19 protein-coding genes are annotated in these 21669 nt (G+C 44.8%); 15 read left to right on the top strand and 4 right to left on the bottom strand.

The window, feature by feature from the left end; all coding sequences use genetic code 11:
- Positions 1 to 898: 898 nt before the first annotated feature.
- The gene (locus tag G632_RS0109050) at positions 899 to 1714 is read right to left on the bottom strand and encodes a TraX family protein (protein ID WP_022768715.1); all 816 of its coding nucleotides are present in this window, start codon (positions 1712 to 1714) and stop codon (positions 899 to 901) included.
- Positions 1715 to 1731: 17 nt separating this feature from the next.
- A complete protein-coding gene (locus G632_RS0109045) occupies positions 1732 to 2883 on the bottom strand; it encodes a DUF3048 domain-containing protein (RefSeq protein WP_022768714.1) in 1152 nt (383 codons plus the stop codon).
- Positions 2884 to 3031: 148 nt separating this feature from the next.
- Between G632_RS0109045 and G632_RS0109040 the strand changes: the two genes are divergently transcribed.
- From G632_RS0109040 to G632_RS0109025, 4 genes are read left to right on the top strand one after another with little or no spacing between them, the layout of a single operon-like run.
- Positions 3032 to 4633, top strand: coding sequence for an MBL fold metallo-hydrolase RNA specificity domain-containing protein (locus G632_RS0109040; protein ID WP_022768713.1), 1602 nt, complete (start codon positions 3032 to 3034; stop codon positions 4631 to 4633).
- A gap of 14 nt (positions 4634 to 4647) precedes the next feature.
- On the top strand, positions 4648 to 5499 hold the full coding sequence (thyA, locus tag G632_RS0109035; RefSeq protein WP_022768712.1) for a thymidylate synthase: 852 nt from the start codon (positions 4648 to 4650) through the stop codon (positions 5497 to 5499).
- 17 nt (positions 5500 to 5516) lie between these two features.
- On the top strand, positions 5517 to 6008 hold the full coding sequence (locus G632_RS0109030; protein ID WP_022768710.1) for a dihydrofolate reductase: 492 nt from the start codon (positions 5517 to 5519) through the stop codon (positions 6006 to 6008).
- Positions 6005 to 6907 carry a diacylglycerol/lipid kinase family protein gene (locus G632_RS0109025; protein ID WP_022768709.1) on the top strand — a complete coding sequence of 301 codons (903 nt, stop codon included), beginning with the start codon at positions 6005 to 6007 and terminating at the stop codon, positions 6905 to 6907. Before G632_RS0109030 ends, G632_RS0109025 begins: the two co-directional genes overlap by 4 nt.
- Here G632_RS0109025 and G632_RS0109020 read toward each other — a convergent pair.
- Positions 6900 to 7811, bottom strand: a complete 912-nt coding sequence (locus G632_RS0109020; protein ID WP_022768708.1) for a UbiA family prenyltransferase — start codon at positions 7809 to 7811, stop codon at positions 6900 to 6902. The genes G632_RS0109025 and G632_RS0109020 overlap by 8 nt on opposite strands.
- A 173-nt stretch (positions 7812 to 7984) precedes the next feature.
- Here G632_RS0109020 and G632_RS0109015 point away from each other — a divergent pair, with 173 nt between their 5' ends.
- The 7 genes from G632_RS0109015 (at position 7985) to G632_RS19430 (ending at position 15352) form a co-directional block, all read left to right on the top strand.
- Positions 7985 to 9979 carry an FAD-dependent oxidoreductase gene (locus G632_RS0109015; RefSeq protein ID WP_022768707.1) on the top strand — a complete coding sequence of 665 codons (1995 nt, stop codon included), beginning with the start codon at positions 7985 to 7987 and terminating at the stop codon, positions 9977 to 9979.
- The gene (locus G632_RS0109010) at positions 9972 to 10928 is read left to right on the top strand and encodes a polyprenyl synthetase family protein (protein ID WP_022768705.1); all 957 of its coding nucleotides are present in this window, start codon (positions 9972 to 9974) and stop codon (positions 10926 to 10928) included. Before G632_RS0109015 ends, G632_RS0109010 begins: the two co-directional genes overlap by 8 nt.
- Positions 10929 to 10983: 55 nt before the next feature.
- Complete coding sequence (locus tag G632_RS0109005; RefSeq protein ID WP_022768704.1) at positions 10984 to 12006, top strand: hypothetical protein; 1023 nt, start codon at positions 10984 to 10986, stop codon at positions 12004 to 12006.
- Positions 12007 to 12128: 122 nt separating this feature from the next.
- The gene (locus G632_RS0109000) at positions 12129 to 13169 is read left to right on the top strand and encodes an FAD:protein FMN transferase (protein ID WP_026512499.1); all 1041 of its coding nucleotides are present in this window, start codon (positions 12129 to 12131) and stop codon (positions 13167 to 13169) included.
- Positions 13170 to 13547, top strand: coding sequence for a NusG domain II-containing protein (locus tag G632_RS0108995; RefSeq protein WP_022768701.1), 378 nt, complete (start codon positions 13170 to 13172; stop codon positions 13545 to 13547).
- Between the two features lie 21 nt (positions 13548 to 13568).
- Complete coding sequence (locus tag G632_RS0108990) at positions 13569 to 14066, top strand: Gx transporter family protein (RefSeq protein WP_022768700.1); 498 nt, start codon at positions 13569 to 13571, stop codon at positions 14064 to 14066.
- Between the two features lie 101 nt (positions 14067 to 14167).
- On the top strand, positions 14168 to 15352 hold the full coding sequence (locus G632_RS19430; RefSeq protein ID WP_022768699.1) for a metallophosphoesterase family protein: 1185 nt from the start codon (positions 14168 to 14170) through the stop codon (positions 15350 to 15352).
- Between the two features lie 69 nt (positions 15353 to 15421).
- On the opposite strand, the gene G632_RS0108980 is transcribed toward G632_RS19430, so the two are convergent.
- A complete protein-coding gene (locus G632_RS0108980; protein ID WP_022768697.1) occupies positions 15422 to 17437 on the bottom strand; it encodes a methyl-accepting chemotaxis protein in 2016 nt (671 codons plus the stop codon).
- Between the two features lie 225 nt (positions 17438 to 17662).
- Between G632_RS0108980 and G632_RS0108975 the strand changes: the two genes are divergently transcribed.
- The 4 genes from G632_RS0108975 to G632_RS0108960 all read left to right on the top strand — a co-directional run bounded on the left by G632_RS0108975 (position 17663) and on the right by G632_RS0108960 (position 21602).
- Positions 17663 to 18595 (top strand): hypothetical protein, encoded by a 933-nt coding sequence (locus G632_RS0108975; RefSeq protein WP_022768696.1) that lies wholly within the window; start codon positions 17663 to 17665, stop codon positions 18593 to 18595.
- 91 nt (positions 18596 to 18686) lie between these two features.
- A complete protein-coding gene (gene tig / locus G632_RS0108970; RefSeq protein WP_022768695.1) occupies positions 18687 to 20141 on the top strand; it encodes a trigger factor in 1455 nt (484 codons plus the stop codon).
- 161 nt (positions 20142 to 20302) lie between these two features.
- Positions 20303 to 21106: an alpha/beta fold hydrolase gene (locus G632_RS0108965; RefSeq protein ID WP_022768693.1), complete on the top strand. Its 804-nt coding sequence runs from the start codon at positions 20303 to 20305 to the stop codon at positions 21104 to 21106.
- A gap of 61 nt (positions 21107 to 21167) precedes the next feature.
- Positions 21168 to 21602, top strand: coding sequence for a DUF2752 domain-containing protein (locus G632_RS0108960; RefSeq protein WP_022768692.1), 435 nt, complete (start codon positions 21168 to 21170; stop codon positions 21600 to 21602).
- The last annotated feature ends 67 nt before the right edge of the window (positions 21603 to 21669 follow it).

Here is a 21669-nt window from a genome sequence, read left to right as displayed (position 1 = left end):
ACGGTAGGATATCGTCTCTGGGACATGAGAAAACAAGCAAAAGGGGATTGTGGCAAGGCAGAATCTGTGGCAGGAAGGCAGGATATTGGCTCCAGGACATGAAAAAAGCAAGCATGGAACACTGAATATCGAATTCATTACTGCTTGTTGAAGATTTTTAATCTAGGACAGTAGTGCCTCATGGACATTTCAGCTCAACCTTACGGTATATATGAAGATTTTGCTCTAGGACAGTAGTGCCTCATGGACATTTCAGCTCAACCTTACGGTATATATGAAGTTTTTGCTTAGGGACAGTAGTCCGCCATGGATCACCCCGTTTTCCCTTACGGTATATATTGAGTTTTTGCTCAGGGACAGTAGCCCTCCGTGGATCACCCCGTTTTCCCTTACGGTATATATTGAGTTTTTGCTCAGGGACAGTAGCCCTCCGTGGATCACCCCGTTTTCCATTACGGTATATATGAAGATTTTGCTAAGGGACAGTAGTCCACCATGAATAACACCAAATTACATTACGGTATATTTTAAGTTTTCACTCCAGGACAGTAGCCCTCCGCGAATCGCCCAAATTCCCTTACGGTATTTTTGCAATTTCCCTCTCAGGACAGTAAACTTCCCATTCATCCATCCTATTGGCCGGCCATACCCTTCGCAAACACTTGCACAAGGGGCTCTCCCTGCCTAGGCGCGCATCCTTTCCGGTGGTCACCTTCTGCCGGCCCCTTAGTGACCTAAACGCATGAAATGCCAAAACGTCAAGAATGGGCGCTCTTTGCCCACTTGTCTTGTTCTTGACGTTTTGGCATTTCGTGCTACAATCCCCGAAATCTGGGGCGGCAGAAGAAGCATCAACGAAGCATAATTCAAACTACATAAAATATCACAGAGTACAGTATCAACCGTACATCAAACATCTAAGTACATAAATCAGGAAAATATGCACAGGATAAAATGCATAGAACAAGTACTTCAGCTTCCCAATCTTTCTGCCTCTCTTATGGTTGTAGCAATAAAGAAGCACAAAAGAAGGAAGAGCATAGTACTCGGTACCAAGGAAGCTCAGTTCCAAATATCCTGCTACTAAATTGAGAGGAGACTGGTATCTGAGCAAGTAGAAAATAAAGATAAGTCCAACGCCGAAGCCATGATAATCGGAGTGAATACGTTCTGCAACAAGTATTCCGAGTCCGCAGGCAAGTCCGGCTAAAGTGTAAGAGGCCCAAAGCGGAACAGGAAACTTTTCTCTAAGCTTGTCAATAAAGAAATCAGCAGCCCAGATAACAAGCAGTCCGATAAGGAGCGTGAAATACACATTGCACCTATCCCAGATATGATCAAGGTTGGCGCTAAGGCACTCAAAGAAATTGATGTTAAAGACTTCTTTCTTCGCAAAGAAGGTTACATCAAAAAACGGTTCTGAAATTAGGCCAAAAAGTAACAGGCTAAGAGCGTATCTTAGCCTGCTTTTTGTATGAATGAATCCTTCCACGATCAAAAAGCAGAATATCGGAAAAGCATTTCTGCCGATAGCACGAAGGATATCGTATATAAGCTTGATCTTCTCAAAAGGAATATCATCAGGATAAAGACCGGCTTTCACAACCGGAAGCATTATACCTGCTGTTAAGTGGTCCAGAAGCATAACAAGACATGCAATCACTTTAAGAGTGTTACTGTTTATTCTCTTCATGCCATCTGAAATACCACGCATAACTGCTCCTAAATGATTTACTCGAAGATGACTTTGTCCCAGGTGTCGTCAGGAACAAGGGCGATGTAAGTCTTACCTGTGTTGATCTGAAGCTCTTCGCCTGTCTCGTCGTAGAACTTGGTTACACCGGTCTCACTGGTCTTAGCCCATGTGCAATCCTTAGCTACACCGTTTGTGAGATACCATGCATACTCGCCTGAGCCAATGCAGTTGTAGATAAGGTATCCGTTCTCATCGAGCTGAGCGAATGAGCATTTCTGAAGGATTACGTTCTTGAAAGTAAGTGGCTGCTCATTTGCTGCATCAAAGTACTGATCACCGTACTCATAGTACTCATAAAGACCTGTCTCTGCATTGTAAACAAGCTTGGATGAGTTGTGTGTGAAAGGAAGAATAACACCGTTTGCTGTGTATGATCTGTCATACTTCTCATCGAGCTTGATCTCTTTGCCGTACTCAACGAAATTGAAGTGGCTTCCCTCGTTTGCATACTGGTTGTAAGTTGCTGAGATGCCGAATCTCTCGATATCTGACTCAAGGTCACCGTTTAAGATGTACTCGGTAAACTCTCTTGACTTACCGTTGTCTACTCTTGAGAAGTAACCTGAGATGTGATCCTTAGCCCAGTCCTTAGCAAAGTAAGCGTCGTTGTGGTAAGGGCCTCCGTCGTGGCAGAGGATTGCGTTCCACTCAGAAGCAAGAAGGATATTGGTAGGTCTTGTGCTTCGGATACTTCCAAGCTGGTCGATTGATCCCCAGTCCTTAACAACGCACATAAGTCTTGTGATTCTGTCATTCTTGGTGCTGTTCATGAGCTCATAAACAACATCAGCTTTTGTTGTGTCAAAGTGAGGAAGAGCAGTGATCTCGTTGTCGACCATGGCTGCGATAGGACGCTGGTCCTTGATATCCTCGCTGATAGGCTCACCTGTGAGCTCTGAGAAATACATTCCTTCAGGAAGTACGTAAGGCTCGTCGGTATCTACAGGTGCTTCCTCCTCTACAGAGGTCTCCTCGGTAGCAGTATCTGTTATCTGTTCAAAAGAAACTCCGCTGCTTGATTCACTGTCATCGCCACCTTCAGGTGTTGATCCACAGGCTGCTAAAGTCACGAGCATTGCTGCACTGAGAATAGTTGCAATAGCTCTTTTGCCATATGTTCTAAACATTTTCATAATCTCCTTATTTAAATTGAAAATAATCAATCCTTTATATTCTACCAAAAGCGCAGGGGTTTTTCCATGCCTTTTACATTAAAGTTTCATGGTATAATAAAGAAGAATAGCAAGACTATAATGATTTTAGGAGGCAGTGCTTATGAAACTGATGTTTATTGGTGCTGACCATGAAGTTACCGGAAGCTGTCATTTTATCGAGGCTGCAGGCAAGAACATCTTAGTTGATTACGGAATGGAGCAGGGCAGGAATTACTTTGAAAACGTGCCACTGCCTGTATCTGCGCCGGAAATTGATTACGTGTTCCTGACACATGCTCATGTGGATCACTCAGGAAATCTCCCACTCCTATATGCAAAGGGCTTTAGAGGCAAGATATTCTCAACAGAAGCTACAGCTGAGCTGTGCAACATAATGCTCAGAGACTGCGCCCACATTCAGATGCAGGAAGCAGAGTGGAGAAATCGTAAGGGAAAAAGAACTAAGGAAATCGATATAATTGAGCCCACCTATACCATGGAGGATGCAGAGAACACAATCAGGTGCTTTGTTCCCTGCAGTTATGGTACAGAGATCAATGTTTGTGAGGGCATTAAGATAAGGTTTACCGACATAGGTCACCTTCTTGGTTCCTCCAGTATTGAAGTCTGGCTTCAGGAAAAGAATGTGGAGAAGAAGCTTGTCTTTTCCGGAGATATAGGAAACAAGAACCAGCCGCTTATCAAGGACCCTCAGATGACGGAAGAGGCCGACTACGTCGTTATGGAATCCACCTACGGCGACAGGCTCCATCCCGGCGAGAGACCCGATTATGTAAAAGAGCTGGCGGCTATCCTGGACAGAACCTTTGCCCGGGGAGGAAATGTTGTAATCCCTTCCTTTGCAATTGGCAGAACCCAGGAAGTACTGTATTTTATAAGACTTATCAAGAGGGGACAGCTGGTCACCTCGAAACCTGATTTCAAAGTATTTGTTGATAGCCCTCTTGCAGTTGAGGCCACAGAGATCTTTGAGAGAAATCAGTATGATTGTTACGATGATGAGGCGCTTGAACTCATCAGGAAACATATAAATCCGATAACCTTCCCGGGACTTAATCTGTCCATCACAACAGAGGAGTCCAGGGCCATCAATGAGGACCCGGAGCCCAAGGTCATCATCTCTGCAGCCGGAATGTGCGATGCAGGCAGAATCAGACATCACCTTAAGCACAACCTCTGGAGAGAAGAGAGTACCATTTTATTTGTAGGCTATCAGTCCGTTGGAACCACTGGACGCGCCATCATAGACGGTGCAGAGCAGGTCAAGCTCTTTGGCGAGACAATTGATGTCAAGGCAGAAATAGCCAAGCTTGAAGGCCTCTCAGGCCACGCCGATCACAACGGCCTTATTGAGTGGATAGAAGGCTTTAAAAAGAGACCTAAGAAGGTATTTGTCGTACACGGCGAAGACAGCGTATGCACATCCTTTGCAAAGTGCCTTGAAAACGAGCACGGATTCGATGCTTACGCGCCTTACAGTGGAACAGAATTCGACATAATCTCCGGACAGATCATGAAGGAAGGCATTCCTGTTCCGGTCAAGAAGAAAGAATCTACCCTTGTTTCCGACGTCTATGCCCGTCTCAAAGCCGCCGGGGCACGGCTTATGGGCATCATAGCCAAGGCAGAGGGAATGACCAACAAGGACAAGGCGAAATTCGCAGATCAGATAAATTCACTTTGCGACAAGTGGAGCAAATAAAGGGAGGAGTAACTATGGCAAGAGCGGATGAGATTTTCATCGACATGTGCAGGGATATTCTGGACAATGGCACCTCAACCGAGGGGGAGAAGGTAAGACCACACTGGCCGGACGGAACACCGGCATACACCATCAAGAAATTCGGTGTTGTAAACAGATATGACCTTTCCAAAGAGTTTCCGATCATGACTCTGAGAAAGACAGCTCTTAAGAGTGCAACTGACGAGGTTTTGTGGATCTACCAGCAAAAGAGCAACAACATCCATGACCTCAACAGCCACATTTGGGATGAGTGGGCTGACGAGACCGGATCCATCGGAAAGGCCTACGGCTATCAGATCGGTCAAAAGAGTATCTACAAAGAGGGAGAGTTCGACCAGATGGACAGGGTTATCTATGACCTCAAGAACAATCCTTTTTCAAGACGTATCATGACCAATACATATGTCTTTTCCGACCTTCACGAGATGCATCTCTACCCCTGTGCTTACAGCGTGACCTACAATGTAACTCAGAAGAAGGGCGAGGATAAGCTCACACTTAATGCAATCTTGAACCAGAGATCACAGGACGTTCTTGCAGCCAACAACTGGAACGTTGTTCAGTATGCTGTTCTGGTGCATATGATCGCTCAGGTATGCGACATGAACGTAGGCGAGCTGGTGCATGTAATCGCCGATGCGCACATCTATGACAGACATGTTCCGCTCATCAAGGAACTCATTGAGAGAAAGCCTCTTCCGGCGCCCAAGTTCCATCTCAATCCGGACATCAAGGACTTCTACAAGTTCACAAGAAACGATGTTTCACTTGAGGGCTACGAGGTTTCAGGTGAGCAGTTAAAAGACATACCGATCGCCATCTAATAACGGAGGACATATAAATGCAGGCAATTGTAGCAGTGGACAGCAACTGGGCCATTGGAAATAAGGGACAGCTCCTGGTGAGCATCCCTGCGGATCAGAAGGACAACTTTAGGGCAAGGACTCTTGATAAGACCATAATCTACGGAAGGAAGACTCTTGAGACCTTTCCCCAGAAGATAGTTCTTCCAAAGAGAAGAAACATCATCCTCTCAACCAAACCCGACTACGAGGTGAGGAACGCAGAGGTTGCACATAACAGAGAAGAGCTCCTTGAACTTATTAAGGATGAGGATCCGGATGATGTATTTATCATCGGAGGAGCCAGTGTTTATAAGGAGTTTCTTGATGACTGTGACAAGTGCATCGTAACCTTCATCGACAAGGAATATGAAGCAGATGCTTATTTCCCCAACCTGGACAAGATGCCGGAATGGGAGCTTACAGAAGAGAGCGATGAACAGGTTTACTTCGACTTAACATACACATACAGGATTTATACAAGAAAATGACTAGGAAAAGAGCTTTAGTACTTATCAACAAGACTGCCGGAATGGGCAGAGCAGGTAACGATACATTCGACATAGTGAAAAAACTTGCGGAGAACGGATATGAGCCGCTGGTTTATCCAATAATTCCGGGGACAGAACTGTCCTCGGAAATTCTTCTTTCGCAATATGACGGAAAGATTGATATGGTTTTGTGCAGTGGCGGAGACGGTACTCTTAACCACGTCATGAGCGCCATTATGGACATGGACCAAAAGCCGGTCCTTGCCTATGTACCTGCGGGAAGTACCAATGATTTCGCCAAGGGCCTCGGTATTCCTGCCCAGCGTTCCAAGGCTATAGATATCGCTGTTTTGGGAAAAGAGTATACGTATGACGTTGGAAGGATTGGAGAGCGCTACTTTAATTACGTGGCTGCCTTCGGAGCTTTCTCCAAAGTGAGCTATGCTACGGATCAGGAGCTTAAGAACGTTCTTGGTTATGCTGCCTATGTCATCAGCGCCATTGCAGAGCTTCCGCAGAACATCGGTTACAGCACTCATATGAAGGTAGAGGCTGAGGGCATAAGCGAAGAGGGCGATTATCTTTTTGGCGCCCTGAGTAATTCTGCTTCGGTGGGTGGAATGAATCTGTTTGGTGATTCGGATATCCATCAGGACGATGGTAAGATGGAGCTCATGCTAATCAGATCTCCCAAGAATCTTGCAGAGTTCAATGCAATCCTGACAGCTCTTGCCACCAGAGAAGAAGGTAACCCATACATCACCTTTAAGCAGGTAAGGTGGGCTAACTTCTATTCTGAGGATGAGGTGGAATGGACTCTCGATGGTGAGTTTGGCGGCGCTTATAAAGAAAGCAGAATTGAAGTCGTCAATAAGGCCATAACCATCAGAGTTAAATAACAGCGCTTACAATTATTGCTGCTAAAATGGAAATTCCATAGCAGGTGTTTATTATGATGAAATTCTTTATGGATGTTATAAAGGTCTTTTCCTTGATCTGTGCATCCCTAAAGGTGTGAATGTTCTTCATTACAAGTGGGAGCGACAGGAAGTAGATCAGGGCAACAGGATGCAGAAATCTGCATATCACCATAAGCGCAACTGATGCATAGGTTCCATAATAGAGAAGTGCATAGAGGCGTACAGCCCACTTTCTTCCTATATAGTATGCAAGAGTAAGTCTTCCTACCGCAGTATCCTTTTCAATATCGCAGGTGTTGTTGGCTAGCATGATGTTGGCTGTGGTAAAGGTTGTAACCAGCGAAAACAGGAAGAAGGAAATAAAAGGCATTACATTTATAGAAAGGTTGATTGTCTCAAATGAAAGGCTAAGGGCCAGATAGTGAGACGGATTGTTTATATACATCATAAGAAAAGGAATAAACATTCCGTATGCAACGCCTGAGATAACCTCTCCGAGTGGAATTCTGGAGATGGGTATCGGGCCAAAGGTATAAAAGATTCCGAGAAGGAAACATAATCCGCCAAGAAGCAGAACGATGATACCGGTATTAAATGCAAGGTACAGACCAAGAACAGTACTGATACCGAGCATTACCATAATGGAAATAAACGCGCTCTTTCTTGGAATAGGAAGCATCTCGGGATAATCCTTGCTGTCAATGTAGTTATTGATGGCAGTAGTTGTCAGATCAAATAAGAACATGGCGATAAAGAAAATAGCCATGAGCTTAGTATTTATCGGCTGTTTCTCATATATCATAAAAAGCATTGTGTTAATATATGCGAACAGACTGGTTATCTTTGTGGTTATCTCCACGTACTTCAAAAATTTTTTAATCATTAGTATCTCCTCAAAGTCAGATGTTTACTGACGTTTTAATAAAAACGTTTTTACGTAAATTAGATTTTGCAAAATAAATTGCGATTAAATATTGTCGTACACAATTAATTATGCTATCATATCGATACTCATTAAGCAATATTTCATTTGGATGTATTAAAGGAAGGATAGTTATGACTAAGATTGTTGTAATCGGTGCCGGCTACGCAGGCGTGCTGGCTACCAAGAAACTCGAAAAAAAACTTCGTAAAAAGAAATTACTGGACTCCTGTGAGATAACCATTATTGATAAGCATCCTTATCACACCATGCTCACAGAGCTCCATGAAGTAGCTGCTTGCCGTGTCGGCGAAGAGAGCATCAAGATGAACCTCAAGCAGATATTTGATGGCAGAAAGGTCAACGTTGTTCTTGATACAGTTACAGGAGTTGATTTTGAGAATACTACCGTTAAGGGTAAGAATGCTGAGTACAGCTATGATTACCTTGTTGTGGCAGCAGGTTCCAAGCCAACATACTTTGGCGTTGAGGGAGCTGAGAAATACAGCTACAAGCTCTGGTCTTATGACGATGCAGTCAAGCTTCGCGACAGGCTCCATGACTGCTTCAGAATGGCTGCAGATGAGACAGATCCTGCAAGGAAGAAAGAGCTTCTTAGCTTCTATGTTGTAGGCGCAGGCTTTACCGGCGTAGAGATGGTTGGTGAGCTTGCAGAGTACACACCTGTTCTTTGCAAGAGATTTGGCATCGACAGAGAAGATGTGACCATCGTTGATGTAGACGGACTTTCACGTCCCGTTCCGATCCTGCCTGAGAAGCTTTCCAATAAAGTAGACAAGAGACTTCGCAAGATGGGCGTTGACGTTGTCATGAACGCACAGGTAGTCGGAGTTGGCGAGAACTTTATCAAGCTCAAGAAGGGCGATGATATAACTGAGCATGTGGCAGGAACAGTTATCTGGACTGCAGGAATCGAGAGCTCAGAGATAACAGCTTCTATTGCCAAGGAAGTTAAGAGCGGCGGAAGAGGTCGTATCGAAGTTGATGAGTATCTCAGAAGCGTTGACCATGAGAATGTTTATGTGATCGGTGACAACATGCTCTACACAGCTCCCGGCGAGGAGAGACCTGTTCCTCAGATGGTTGAGAACGCTGAGCATTCAGCAGCAGCTGTAGCTAAGAACATCATGGTTGCCATTACCGGCGAGGGAGAAAGAGAGAGCTATGCTCCCAAGTTCCATGGCGTAATGGTATGTGTGGGCGGTCGCTACGGTGTTGCAAGAGGCGGAATGGCCAAGCACCAGATCAACTTCGCATCTTTCTTTGCAATGTTTGCAAAGCACTTCATCAACATAATCTACTTCATTCAGGTTATGGGATGGACCAAGGTGTTCAGTTACCTTACACATGAGTTCTTCACTATCAGAAATAACAGAAGTTTCCTTGGCGGACACTTCTCCAACAAGACACCGAGCTTCATGATGGTTCCTTTAAGAGTATGGCTCGGAGCTGTATGGGTATTTGAAGGCGTTATGAAGATTGTTGAAGGATGGCTTCAAAAGCCAATGCTCGAGGGCTTCTTTGGCGGTGCGAATACATGGTTTGATACACTTCTCGGAAGAATCAATCCTGCAGCTGTTGATGCAGTTTCATCCGCAACCACAGAGGTGGCAGACGCTGTTGCATCCGCTTCAACTGAGGTTGCTGCAGCCGTTAATACAGGAACAGTTATTTTTGACTGGAATCTTGGACTCTTTGAAATGATCTTTGTATCAGGCACAGAACTTGCCAAGTCAACCATTTCAGACTTCGCATTCAAGCTTCAGGTTCCTTTTGTTGACTGGATCGTAGAGAATATGGTCCTTTCAAGTGATGCTATGACAATGTTCATGCAGGGCTTTATTGTTGTTCTGCAGATTCTTATCGGCCTCGGACTTATGGGAGGATGCTTCACATTCCTTTCAGCAGCAGTTTCACTGGTACTCCAGGCTATGTTTGTAACTACAACAGGTCTTTACCTCAATACCTTCTGGATGATCTTCGCAGGTCTGGCAGTAATGTTTAACGGCGGTCGTTCAATCGGAATTGACTACTATCTCATGCCATGGCTAAAGAGCAAGTGGAAGAAGGTTAATTGGGCAAGAAAGTGGTATTTATACAATGACTGATCTTTACATGGATTATGATAAAGCCTTTGATATGGTCCGGGAAGAAGCATCCGGAATCATTAAAAGAGCTCCCGGACTTATTAGGGGCTATACCTCTTATCTTACAGAGGCTCAGGGCAAAATGATGAGGGCAGCAGCTACACTTGCCTGCTCTATGAAGGAAGAAGAGCAGGTTCCAAAGGATGCGGTGATCTTTGCATCTGCAGTGGAAACCCTTCATCTGGCAACACTTATTCATGACGACATCATGGATGATGCAGATCTTCGAAGAGGTCTTGTAACCCTTCAGAAGAAGTCAGGGAAAAGAACTGCTGTCATCTGCGGCGATTATCTTCTTGCCGCTGCCATGAGACAGCTCTCAAGGGCTGAAGAGAGAGACAGATACAAAAAGTTTGATTTCTCCAAATATGTTGAGAGAGTTGCCTTGGGAGAACTTAGGCAAAACATCAACAACAGAAATTACAGGCTGGATGTTTTTAGATATCTGGCGATCATAGACGGCAAGACAGCTGCGCTGTTCGAAGGCGCATATCACGCAGGAGCTCTTGCAGGTGATGAGGATGAGGAGCGCATTAAGCTCTTCAGAAAACTGGGACGTTATACAGGAATCATCTTCCAGCTCACCGATGACTGTCTTGATTATGAAGTCTCAGAGAATAAGGCAGGTAAGCCTGTTCAGTCAGACTTCGAAAACGGCGTTATGACAATGCCATTTCTTCACGCCCTCGCTCAGGATCCTTCTCTCGTGTCAGAAGCCGAGAGTGGGAACCTGTCTAAGGAAAGAGTAATAGAGGAAGTGGCAAGACATCAAGGAGTAAGCTTCACCCACCAAATGGCAAAGAGCTATTACGACAGGTGCTGCGATATCCTTGATGAGCTTGCACTTACGGGCAAGAGAAAAGAAGTCCTCACAGGCATCTTGGAGAGAGCCTACAGAGGTCTTAACTGATATTTTGGCTAAACAGCCTTAATATAAAACGTTTTATAAAAGAAAGGGAAGAAAAATGAAAAAGAAATTACTTTCATTGGTAAGCGCTACAGTGCTTTCAGCTGTAGTACTTGCAGGCTGTGGCTCACAGTCAGACTCTACAGGAGCTACAGGAGCAGAGCTTAAGACAGGACTTGGTACAAGCGTATCAATCTCAAGCTCTGAGGATGCAACTGCTGATGCAGATGGAAAGGCTCAGGCAGATGCAACAATCGCTGCTGTTACAGTTGATGGAAACGGCAAGATCACACAGTGCATCATCGATATCGCACAGACAGAGATCGGTGTAAGCGCACAGGGAACAATCACTTCAGATCTTAACGCTGAGTATCCTTCAAAGAGAGAGCTCGGTGATAACTATGGTATGAAGAAGGCTTCTGCAATCGGAAAAGAGTGGTATGAGCAGGCTGATGCTTTCGCAGCATGGGCTGTTGGTAAGACTGCTTCAGATATCAGCGGAATGGCTATTTCAGAGGGTTATGCAGGCGATGCTGATCTTGCAGCTTCTGTATCAATCCACGTAACAGGTTTCCAGGCTGCAGTTGTTGAGGCTGTAAACAATGCTACAGCTTTAGGCGCTCACGAAGGCGACAAGCTTGGTCTTGGTGTTTCAACAAAGATCTCTAACTCAGAGGATGCTTCTGCTGAGGGCGACGGAACTGCTGAGGCTTATACAACAATTTCTGCTCTTACAGTAGGTTCAGACGGCAAGATCACAAGTGACATCATCGACGCTGTTCAGGCTAAGATCACTTTTGATGCAAACGGTGCTATCACAGCTGACACAGCTGCTGATGTTAAGAGTAAGAATGAGCTCGGTGAGGCTTATGGCATGAAGAAGGCTTCTGCTATCGGCAAGGAGTGGAATGAGCAGGCTGCTGCTTATGCTGCTTATACAGTTGGAAAGACAGCTGATGAAGTTGCCGGAACAGCTATGGAAGAGGGTCGTGCAGCTGATGCTGACCTTGCAGCTTCTGTATCAGTTCACATCACAGACTTTAACAGTGTTATCGCTAAGGCAGTAGCAGCTGCAAAATAATACAGTTATAATTGTAATGTGAGTAAGTTCAGGTAATAGGTGGGGGTGTGCTTAATTGTGCACCCCCAAGTTTACGCTTAAGGAAAATCATGAAGATAAAGAATTTAAAGCCGGCGATTTTTATGGGAATACTTTTTATTGTTCTCATAGCCGGAATTTTGATCTATAGGTCTTTTGCCAAAGAAAAAGAACTGACAAGATATACAGCCACTTTCCTGGATGTGTTTGACACAAGAACAGAGATTGTTGGCTTTGCCGTGAATAAGGAAAAGTTCGCTGAGGATGCGCAGCTTATCAAGGACAGGCTGATCTACTACAATCAGCTCTATGATATCTACAACGACTATCCCGGCGTTAATAATATAAAGACAATAAATGATAATGCAGGTATTGCACCTGTAGAAGTTGATCCTGAGATAATTGCTCTTTTGGAGTTTAGTATTGATACCTATTATGAGACGGATGGTGCGGTAAATATCGCGCTGGGATCCGTTTTATCTCTCTGGCACAGACAGAGGGAGATTGGAATTGCTGACCCGGAGAGGGCCAAGCTCCCTGATGCAGATGCACTTAAAGAGGCGTCGCACCACACTGATATAACAGGTATTATAATTGATAAAGAGAAGAGTACGGTTTATCTAAGCGACCCGGAAATGTCGCTGGATGTGGGCAGCACCGGAAAGGGCTATGCAGTCCAGAGAGTTATGGAGTATGCTAGAGAAAAGGGTCTTAACAATGTGCTTCTGAGCCTTGGAGGAAATATCTCCTGCATAGGTACAAGAATAGATGGCTCGAACTTCAGGCTCGGCATCCAGAACCCTGATGTTTACAGCGATGAGCAGTACATCGAGATGGTGGATATAAATGACGGAGAATGCGTTGTGTCCTCCGGTGATTATCAGAGATTTTATGAGGTCGACGGAGTAAGATATTGTCATATCATCGATCCGGACACTCTGTATCCTTCTGATGAATTCGCAGCTGTTTCAGTCATCACAGATGACTCGGGCAAGGCTGATTCCTATTCGACGGCGCTCTATACAATGAGCCTTGATGAGGGAATGGCATTTGTTAAGGAGCGTGACAACGTGGAAGCCATGTGGGTCATGCACGACGGAGAAAAGATATATTCCGATAATTTTAAGGAAAAGTACGTAAAGTAAATGAAGAAGAATGATGTTATCCTCATTGCAGCCTTATTGGTAGTAGCACTGCTGACCGCAGGCGGAATGAGGATCTGGCAAATGAATAATACAAAGGACACAGCAAACGTTGTGGTGACCATAGACGGAGAGGTTTATGGCACTTACCCTCTGTCAGAGGACAGGACCGAGAGGATTGAACTACCTGATGGCTCCTACAACATTCTGGTCATCTCGGACGGATACGCCGATGTAACAGAAGCTTCCTGTCCCGATCAGATCTGCGTCAAGCACAACCACATCAGATACTCTAAGGAATCGATAGTGTGTCTGCCAAACAAGGTTGTGGTGACGGTAGAAGGCGGTAAAGAAAATGAAATTGATGGGTCGACATTTTAAGATGCACCCGGGAGTTTTGCAATGAATAACAAGAGGATAGCCTTTTTGGGGCTTTTTGTGGCACTGGCATTTGTGCTTTCATACATTGAGTACATGCTGCCACTCAACATAGGAATACCGGGTGCCAAGGTGGGCTTTGCCAATCTGGTGGTCATGGTGGCACTCTACACAGTGGGTGAAAAAAATGCCATCGCACTCTCCCTCATAAGAGTAGTGCTGGTGGGACTTACCTTTGGAAACATCTCAATGATGATGTACTCTCTGGCAGGAGCAGCTCTGTCTCTCTTTGCCATGCTGATAGCCAAAAAGATAGGCAAGCTTTCGGTGACAGGTGTAAGTGTCCTCGGCGGAGTTTTCCATAACATCGGCCAGATCATAGTGGCCATGCTTGTTCTGGAGACGGAGAGCCTTATTTATTACCTGCCGTTTCTGATGGTGATAGGAACCATAACCGGAGTACTTATTGGCTTTGTTGCAAACCTTATCACTATAAGAGTTAAGAGAGTTTTTAGGATGTGAGGACCTTCGTGGATCATAGAAAAAGACTGATATCCATAGTTTTACTTTTACTGTTAACGGCGCTGATCTCGGCGCCTTTTTTCAGTGGGGAGAAAAATGCCATGGGAAAGAGAAAAAGCTCTTTTGCAGAATATGATGACTTTGAGCCGGTGACAATCTATCTGGCCACGGACACTCACTACATTTCACCTTCTCTTACGGATGGCGGAGAGTATTATCAGAACATGATAAGAAGCGGCGATGGGAAATTCATGCCCTATAACAAAGAGATCAATGAGGCTTTCCTTGAAAAAGTTATCGAGGATAAGCCGGCGGCTCTTATCGTGGCAGGAGATCTGACCTTTAACGGGGCGAGAGAGAGCCATGAGGAATACGCTGCTATGCTTAGGAAGGTCGAGGATGCCGGAATACCGGTACTTGCAATTCCCGGCAATCATGATTTTACAGTCAAAAGAGCTGCCAGATTCTCCGGAAATGCTTATGAACTTGTAAGCAGTATTGATGCCGGTGAATATCTGCAGCTGTACAAGGATTTTGGAAGAGAGGATTCCCTGGATTTTGATGAGACATCACTTTCCTATATCTATGAAGTGACTCCGAATCTCAGGATACTGTGCGTAGACGTAAATACTGTTGCCGGAATGTCAGGGCTTCTTACGCCGGGAACGCTTAGCTTTGTTGAAGAGCAGCTACAGAAAGCAAGAGAAGATCATGCCTATGTTATCAGCGTAACCCACCAGACACTTCTCGTTCACTCAGAGCTGACAAGCCAGGGAATGAGCTTTATAAACAGCGACAAGCTCCTTGAACTCTATGAGGAATATGGCGTCGTGGCAAATCTCTCGGGGCATATGCACATCCAGCACATTGCAGCAAGTGGTGGCGGAGTTCCGGACATAGCGACAGGTTCTCTTATGACATCTCCCAATTACTACGGTGAGCTGACCTTTTCAGGTAAGAAGATGAGCTACAGGGCTGTGCCTTTTGAGGTAAAAGACATCCCGGATTTTGCCAAGGCTTCCCACGATTTCCTTTGGGATAACGCTTATAAGCAGGGAAAAGAAAACCTGTCAGACAGCGATGATGCAGATGAACTTGCCGGCTTTTTTGCTGACTTTAACGTGGCATACATCGCAGGAAGGAGCGACCTTATCTCCTGGGATGAAGAGGTGCTTAAGAAGTGGAAAAAGACTGACACCTTTGTGCCAAGGTACTTTGAACTGGTGCAGGAGGAAGATGCAAACGATTTTACGGAGTATGAGATAAATCTCGATGAAAAGAACTAATAAGAAAAGAGCGTACAGCTAAAAACTGTACGCCCTTTTCTTTATGATTATAGCGTGTTTGGACTGGATTTATGACTTGAAGAATTCCATCTCGTTATTGAGCTGTTCAGCGATTTCCTTCAGGTTATTAGCTGAACCTGCAAGTGTTGTAACAGTAGCTGAGAGCTCCTGCATGGATGCGCCCGTCTCTTCTGAAGAAGCTGCGTTCTCTTCGGAAATAGCAGAGAGTGCGCTCATGGTATCTACTACTGCATTCTTGGATGATTCGCAGGTGTCCGCACCCTGGGAAATGAGCTGTACGCCGCCTACGGTACTGCTGATATCGCCCAGCATTCCGTTTACTGCGTTCAAGGTCTCGCCAAGAGCGATCTGCTGATCCTGGTTGCCTTGTCTTACATCCTCTGCTGCCTGAACGGCTGCTCTGGACTGCTCGAGAAGGATATCCATCTCTTTTCTGATATCGTCTGCCATAGCCTTGGAATCATCAGCAAGTTTACCAATCTCTTCAGCAACAACCGCAAATCCTTTTCCTGCCTCACCTGCTCTTGCAGCCTCAATTGAAGCATTGAGTGAGAGGAGGTTGGTCTGTGTTGCGATGGAAGCAATTCCTTCAACTTTGTCGTTGATATTTGTGACAGCGTCCTGAGTTGCGCTGATGGTTTTTGAAATCTCATCGATCTTGGCTGTCATCTCAGATGAGGAATCCTGCAGGGAAGCAAGGGATGTGCTGGATACTTCTGATGCTTCCTTCATCTTGTCTGCAAGACTTGAAAGGCTTCCTGTGGAACTCTGTACGTCTCCGACTGCATCGCCGATTCTTCCTACGTTCTCTGAAGCACTCTGGATCTCGTCTGCCTGCTGTGTTGCTCCGGATGCGATCTCCTGAACTGCATTTGAAACATCCTCAGCGGTCTGAGAGATCTGGTTGGCCATATCGGAAAGTTCCTCTGAGGAGGTTCCTACGTCTGAAGCAGATGCCTTGATATGGGATACAATGTCTTCAAGCTTTTCAATAACGGTGTTGGTACTTCTTACCATTCCGCCAAATTCATCTTTTCTGTCATGGTGTTTCTTAACAGGTTTAAATCTACCGTCAGCAAGAGCTGAGAGCGATTCGTTAACTTCACCGATTGGTTCTGTAAATGCCCTTGACATGAAGAAGGAGATGATACCTGCAACTATTGCGAGTATGATACCGATGATGATTACAAGCCCGGCAGCTGATGTGGCGGTTGACTTGATCTCTTTTACACTCTTGGCACAAGCTATAACCCAGCCTGTTGTACTGGATCTTACCCAGCAGATTATGGACTCTCCATTACCTGCTGTTTGCTGATACATGCCACTTTCTCCGGAATCACTCATGAATGGTGAGCCTGAAAGGTCGATGTCCTTTTCGTTCTCAGGTGTGATTTCCATTGCTGACATAGCAGCTACCATACCTACTCTGTCGGAAACAAAAGCATCTTCTGCTTCTGCCGCAAGGATTTCGTGAAGAGCATCCATGCTGTAGTTACGCTGAACCACACCGATTACGCTTCCGTCATCAGCAAAGACAGGGGTTGCGATGGTGGTTTGTCTTGCACCTGTTGAAGCAGAGGTTATAACGTCGGATACATAGGTCTTTCCTGCCATAGCCTGCTTGAAATATTCTCTTTGCGATACATCTACCAGTTTTCCTGATGCACGAAGGATCTGCATACCGTCAGCACCGGTAAGAACGGAGATGTTTCCGTCACCAAGAGCTGCATCAATGGTATTTAAGTATGCCTGCGCTTTTGAAGCAGCGGTAAGATCATTAGGGTTGATATAGAAGGTCTTGGTGGAAGGTGCTGCTGCAATTGCCTGCATTGCAGTGATGTTCTTCTGGATTACGGTCTCGAATGAGGATTCAATGTACCATGCCTGCCAGTCCAGTGCATCAATTGCGTCGGCTGTCGCCTTCTTGGTTGATGTTACATAACTTACAATGATGGCTACTATCAGAGGAACGATAGCAACCAGCATCATTACAGAGATGAGTCTGGTCTTGATGCTGTCGAAAAACTTGATGTTTGATGAATTTGCTTTCTTTTCTTTTGCCATAACACGCCTCCATGATATTTTGATAATTCGTGTACTAAATATTATACTCTTTTGTACGGGAAATGGCGCATTTTGGAAAGAAAAAATTATATAAATTTTATGTTTAAATATATATGTATATTCTGTATTGCGATTATTGATTTGCGAAATGCTAGGCCCTCTTTAACATTTGAACGTTTTCTAGTAAAATAGCAGAGTTGGAAAACGGAAATAGGAGCAAAAAAAATGATTAAAAATACATTTTCTCTTGAAGAGAGCGTAATAAATGATGCTCAGAAAGAGCTTGCAAAGATCGGCAGCAAGGAACTTATAGGGTGCGAGAATATATTGAATCCTTCATATCTCGACGGTGATGTGACCTGCAGCCTTATCGCTGATGACAAACAGGTAAGGTTTACCGTAACCGGAACAGAAGGCGTGTTTAAAGATGTCTTTTTACCACTTAATAAATCGGTGAAGTTCTATGCTGGTGAAGCATATGATTTTATCTGCTCACTTGAAAAGAAACTGATCATTACCATCAAAAATGATTCCTATACAGAGGGAACCAAGGAAGAGCTTATAGCTTTTTTACAGGCAAGAAGCGCTGATATGACTGCAGCAGAGATAGCACAGCAGAAAGCATATCAGGAAGCAATGGAGAAAAATGAGCAGAGAAGGGAAGCTGAGAAGTATTTCGGATCAAAAGAATCTACCGGCAATCTTCCTCAGTATGCACCAAGGAAACGAGACAGATTCAAAACTCAGAAGTACTTTGCCGTAGCCTTTGCGATATTCGGAATGTTAGACAGTATGGATGGCATGTTCTTCGGACGCGGCCGTTTTGATCCGATGAATACACTCAGGGCAGGACTTATAGGGCTTGCGCTTGGATTCTTTTTAAGCTTTGCCTATACCTTTTTCAGAGCATGGTTTGACGGCCAGAAGGAAAAAGTGAAGGTGGGTTCGATAGTTCTTTTCTTCATAACCTTCCCGGCCTTTGCCGTAATGGGCATCCTGGGGGCTATTCCCTACAGCGTATACCAGCTCGTTGATGGTAAAAGAAATCGAGGAGTGACCAGGGTTATTAACATAGCCGTACCGATATTCATGGGACTGGTGCTGATCTTGGAGCTTGGTCTTTTGTATCTCATCTTCGGGCTTGGGATGTTTTCGTAAAAAATGTGGATTATTTTGTATCGTTATGTTATAATCTTTAGCGACTGTGCCCAGAAGGGGTAATTTAGCATTAATAGAAGGAGAAACAAAAATGAGCGTAACAGTTGAGAAGCTTGAAAACAACATGGCCAAGCTTAAGATCACAGTTCCTGCAGAACAGCTTGAGAAGGCTATTGAGAAAGCATACCAGAAGAACAAGAACAAGATCCAGATTCCTGGATTCCGTAAGGGTAAGGCTCCTCGAAAGATGATCGAGCAGATGTATGGCAAGGGAGTATTCTATGAGGATGCTGCCAACGATCTTATCGAGGAAGAGTATCCTAAGGCAGTAGAAGAGTGCGGCGAGGATGTCGTATCTTCACCTAAGATTGATGTTGAGGAGCTTGAGGCAGGTAAGGATTTCGTATTCACTGCTGAGGTAGCACTTAAGCCACCTGTTAAGCTTGGAAAATATAAGGGAATCGAAGTAGAGAAGATGGACCTCGATGTAACAGATGACGAGGTTGACGCTGAGATCGACAAGCAGAGAAACATGAACGCAAGATCAATCGACGTTACTGACAGAGCAGTTAAGGACGGCGATACAGTATCTCTTGATTTCGAGGGATTTGTTGACGGTGTTGCTTTTGACGGCGGTAAGGGAACAGATTATCCTCTTACAATCGGTTCAGGCGCATTCATTCCCGGATTCGAGGAGCAGCTTGTTGGATTTGAGATCGGCCAGGGAGGCGATGTAAACGTTAAGTTCCCTGAGGACTATCAGGCAGAGAACCTTGCAGGCAAGGATGCAACCTTCAAGTGCAAAGTTAATTCAATCAGAGCAAAAGAGCTTCCTGAGCTCAACGATGAGTTTGCATCAGATGCAGGCTTTGATACAGTAGCTGAGTACAAGGAAGATGTTAAGAAGAAGCTTGAGGAAAAGAAGGCAGCTGATGAGAAGGCTAAGAGAGAAGATGCAGTTGTAAGAGCTGTCATCGAGGACTCTGAGATGGAGCTTCCTGAGGCTATGATTGAGACCCAGCAGAGACAGATGGTTAATGAGTTCGCTCAGAGACTTCAGATGCAGGGTATGAACATGGATCAGTACCTTCAGTACACAGGCGGATCAGTAGATCAGATGCTCGCACAGGTTAAGCCACAGGCTATCGAGAGAATTAAGAGTAGGCTCGTTCTTGAGGCAGTTGCTGAGGCTGAGAAGATCGAGGTTTCAGATGCTGATGTTGATGCTGAGATCGAGAGCATGGCTCACCAGTACAGAATGGAAGTTGAGAAGCTCAAAGAGATGATGTCAGATGCTGAGAAGAAGCAGCTCAAGAGCGATCTTGCAGTTCAGAAGGCAGCAGACTTCCTTGTAGAGAACGTTAAGGAAGGCGCTAAGAAGGCAGCTAAGAAGACAACAGCCAAGAAGGCAGCAGCTGAGGACGGCGAGGAGAAGCCTAAGAAGACAGCAGCTAAGAAGACTACAGCTAAGAAGGCTGAGGCTGAGGAAGGCGAAGAGAAGCCAAAGAGAACAACAAGAAAGAAGAAGACTGAGGAAGAGGCTTGATCTTCAAAATCTGAATAGTACAGAGTTTATGAGCGTCACAGGCAATATGCCTGTGGCGTTTTTTTGCCACTAAAATGTGTGATACGATTGTGATAGAACTTTTGCTACCATCAAGACTAGGAAGTAAGGACATGTAAGTTAATACCTAGGAGGGAAAGAAAATGGCAGAAACAGGAATGGTATGGACAGAAGATTTTGAGATGGGCTATTGCAAGTTCGGATTTGGCAGCAGGACTTTTGTAATATTGCCGGGGCTTAGTGTTCAGAGTGTCATAAAGGCAAAAGAAGCTGTGGAAGCAAGCTATGCCATGATGGGCAGTGATTTTACCACATATCTTTTTGACAGAAAATACGAAGTGTCCGATGGCTATTCTATATACGACATGGCTGATGATACAGCAAACGCAATGAAGGAACTGGGGCTTAAAGATGTATATCTCTTTGGCGCATCTCAGGGCGGAATGATCGCAATGGCCATAGCCATTAAATATCCTGAGCTTGTAAAAAAGCTTGTCCTTGGATCTACATCATCTCATGTTAAGCCCGAGCAGCGCACAGTTATCGATCACTGGATAGAGCTTGCCAAGGAAAAGGATCCCAAAGAGCTGTATCAGAACTTTGGAAAAGAGGTCTATCCTCCGGCAGTTTATGAACAGTACAAGGATTATTTCAATGATGTGGCTGAAACGGTTAAAGAGGGCGAACTCGAGAAGTTTGCTATCCTGGCCGAAGCCATCAAGGACTTTGATGTGACTAATGAGATTGAAAAGATTAAATGCCCGGTACTGGTTATCGGTGTGTTTGATGATGAGGTTCTCGACAGTGACGCGTCCATGGAGATTGCAGAAAAGCTGGATAACAGAACCGACTGTGCACTCTATATGTACAACGGCTATGGACATGCAGCTTTTGATACAGCACCTGATTACCGAAAGAGAATCTACGACTTCTTCATGAAAAACTGATGAAAAGTGCGCCTGTCTGCTGTATATTGTAATTACTATGGTAAAGACAGTGTTTAGGCGGATGATAAAAGATTTGTGGGATAACAGAGCGCCCATAATTGCTCTGGCTATCATGTGGGCGTTGGCTGAACTTGTATTTCACAGGTTCTGCCCGGTGGTGATAATGAGTGGATTTCCGTGCCCGGGATGCGGGCTTACGAGAGCTCTTTTTAACCTTATTACACTGCACCCCATAAAGGCGCTTGAGTATAACCCTTCATACCCGTTTTGGGTTGCACTTTTAGTAGCCTTCGTTATAAGGCGTCACGTGCAGGGAAAGAGCACAAGGATTTTGCGATATCCTCTGATGGCTGTATGCCTTATAACCATTGGAATTTATATATGGCGGATGACAGCTCTTTTCCCCGGAAAAGAGCCTATGGTGTTCTTCGAGGGAAATGTATTAGGACGGATCGTGCCTTTCTATAATCAGTTAGTTAACGATTTAATTCACTAAAATATTTCGTTAAAAAATTTGCAATCATGCAACTATGTATATATAATAGCTAAGGACATTTTTTAGA

This window comes from Butyrivibrio sp. NC2007, assembly GCF_000421405.1.
Lineage (GTDB): Bacteria > Bacillota > Clostridia > Lachnospirales > Lachnospiraceae > Butyrivibrio.
Note: the sequence above shows the minus strand (reverse complement) of the source record. Positions and strands in the feature narration are given on the sequence as shown.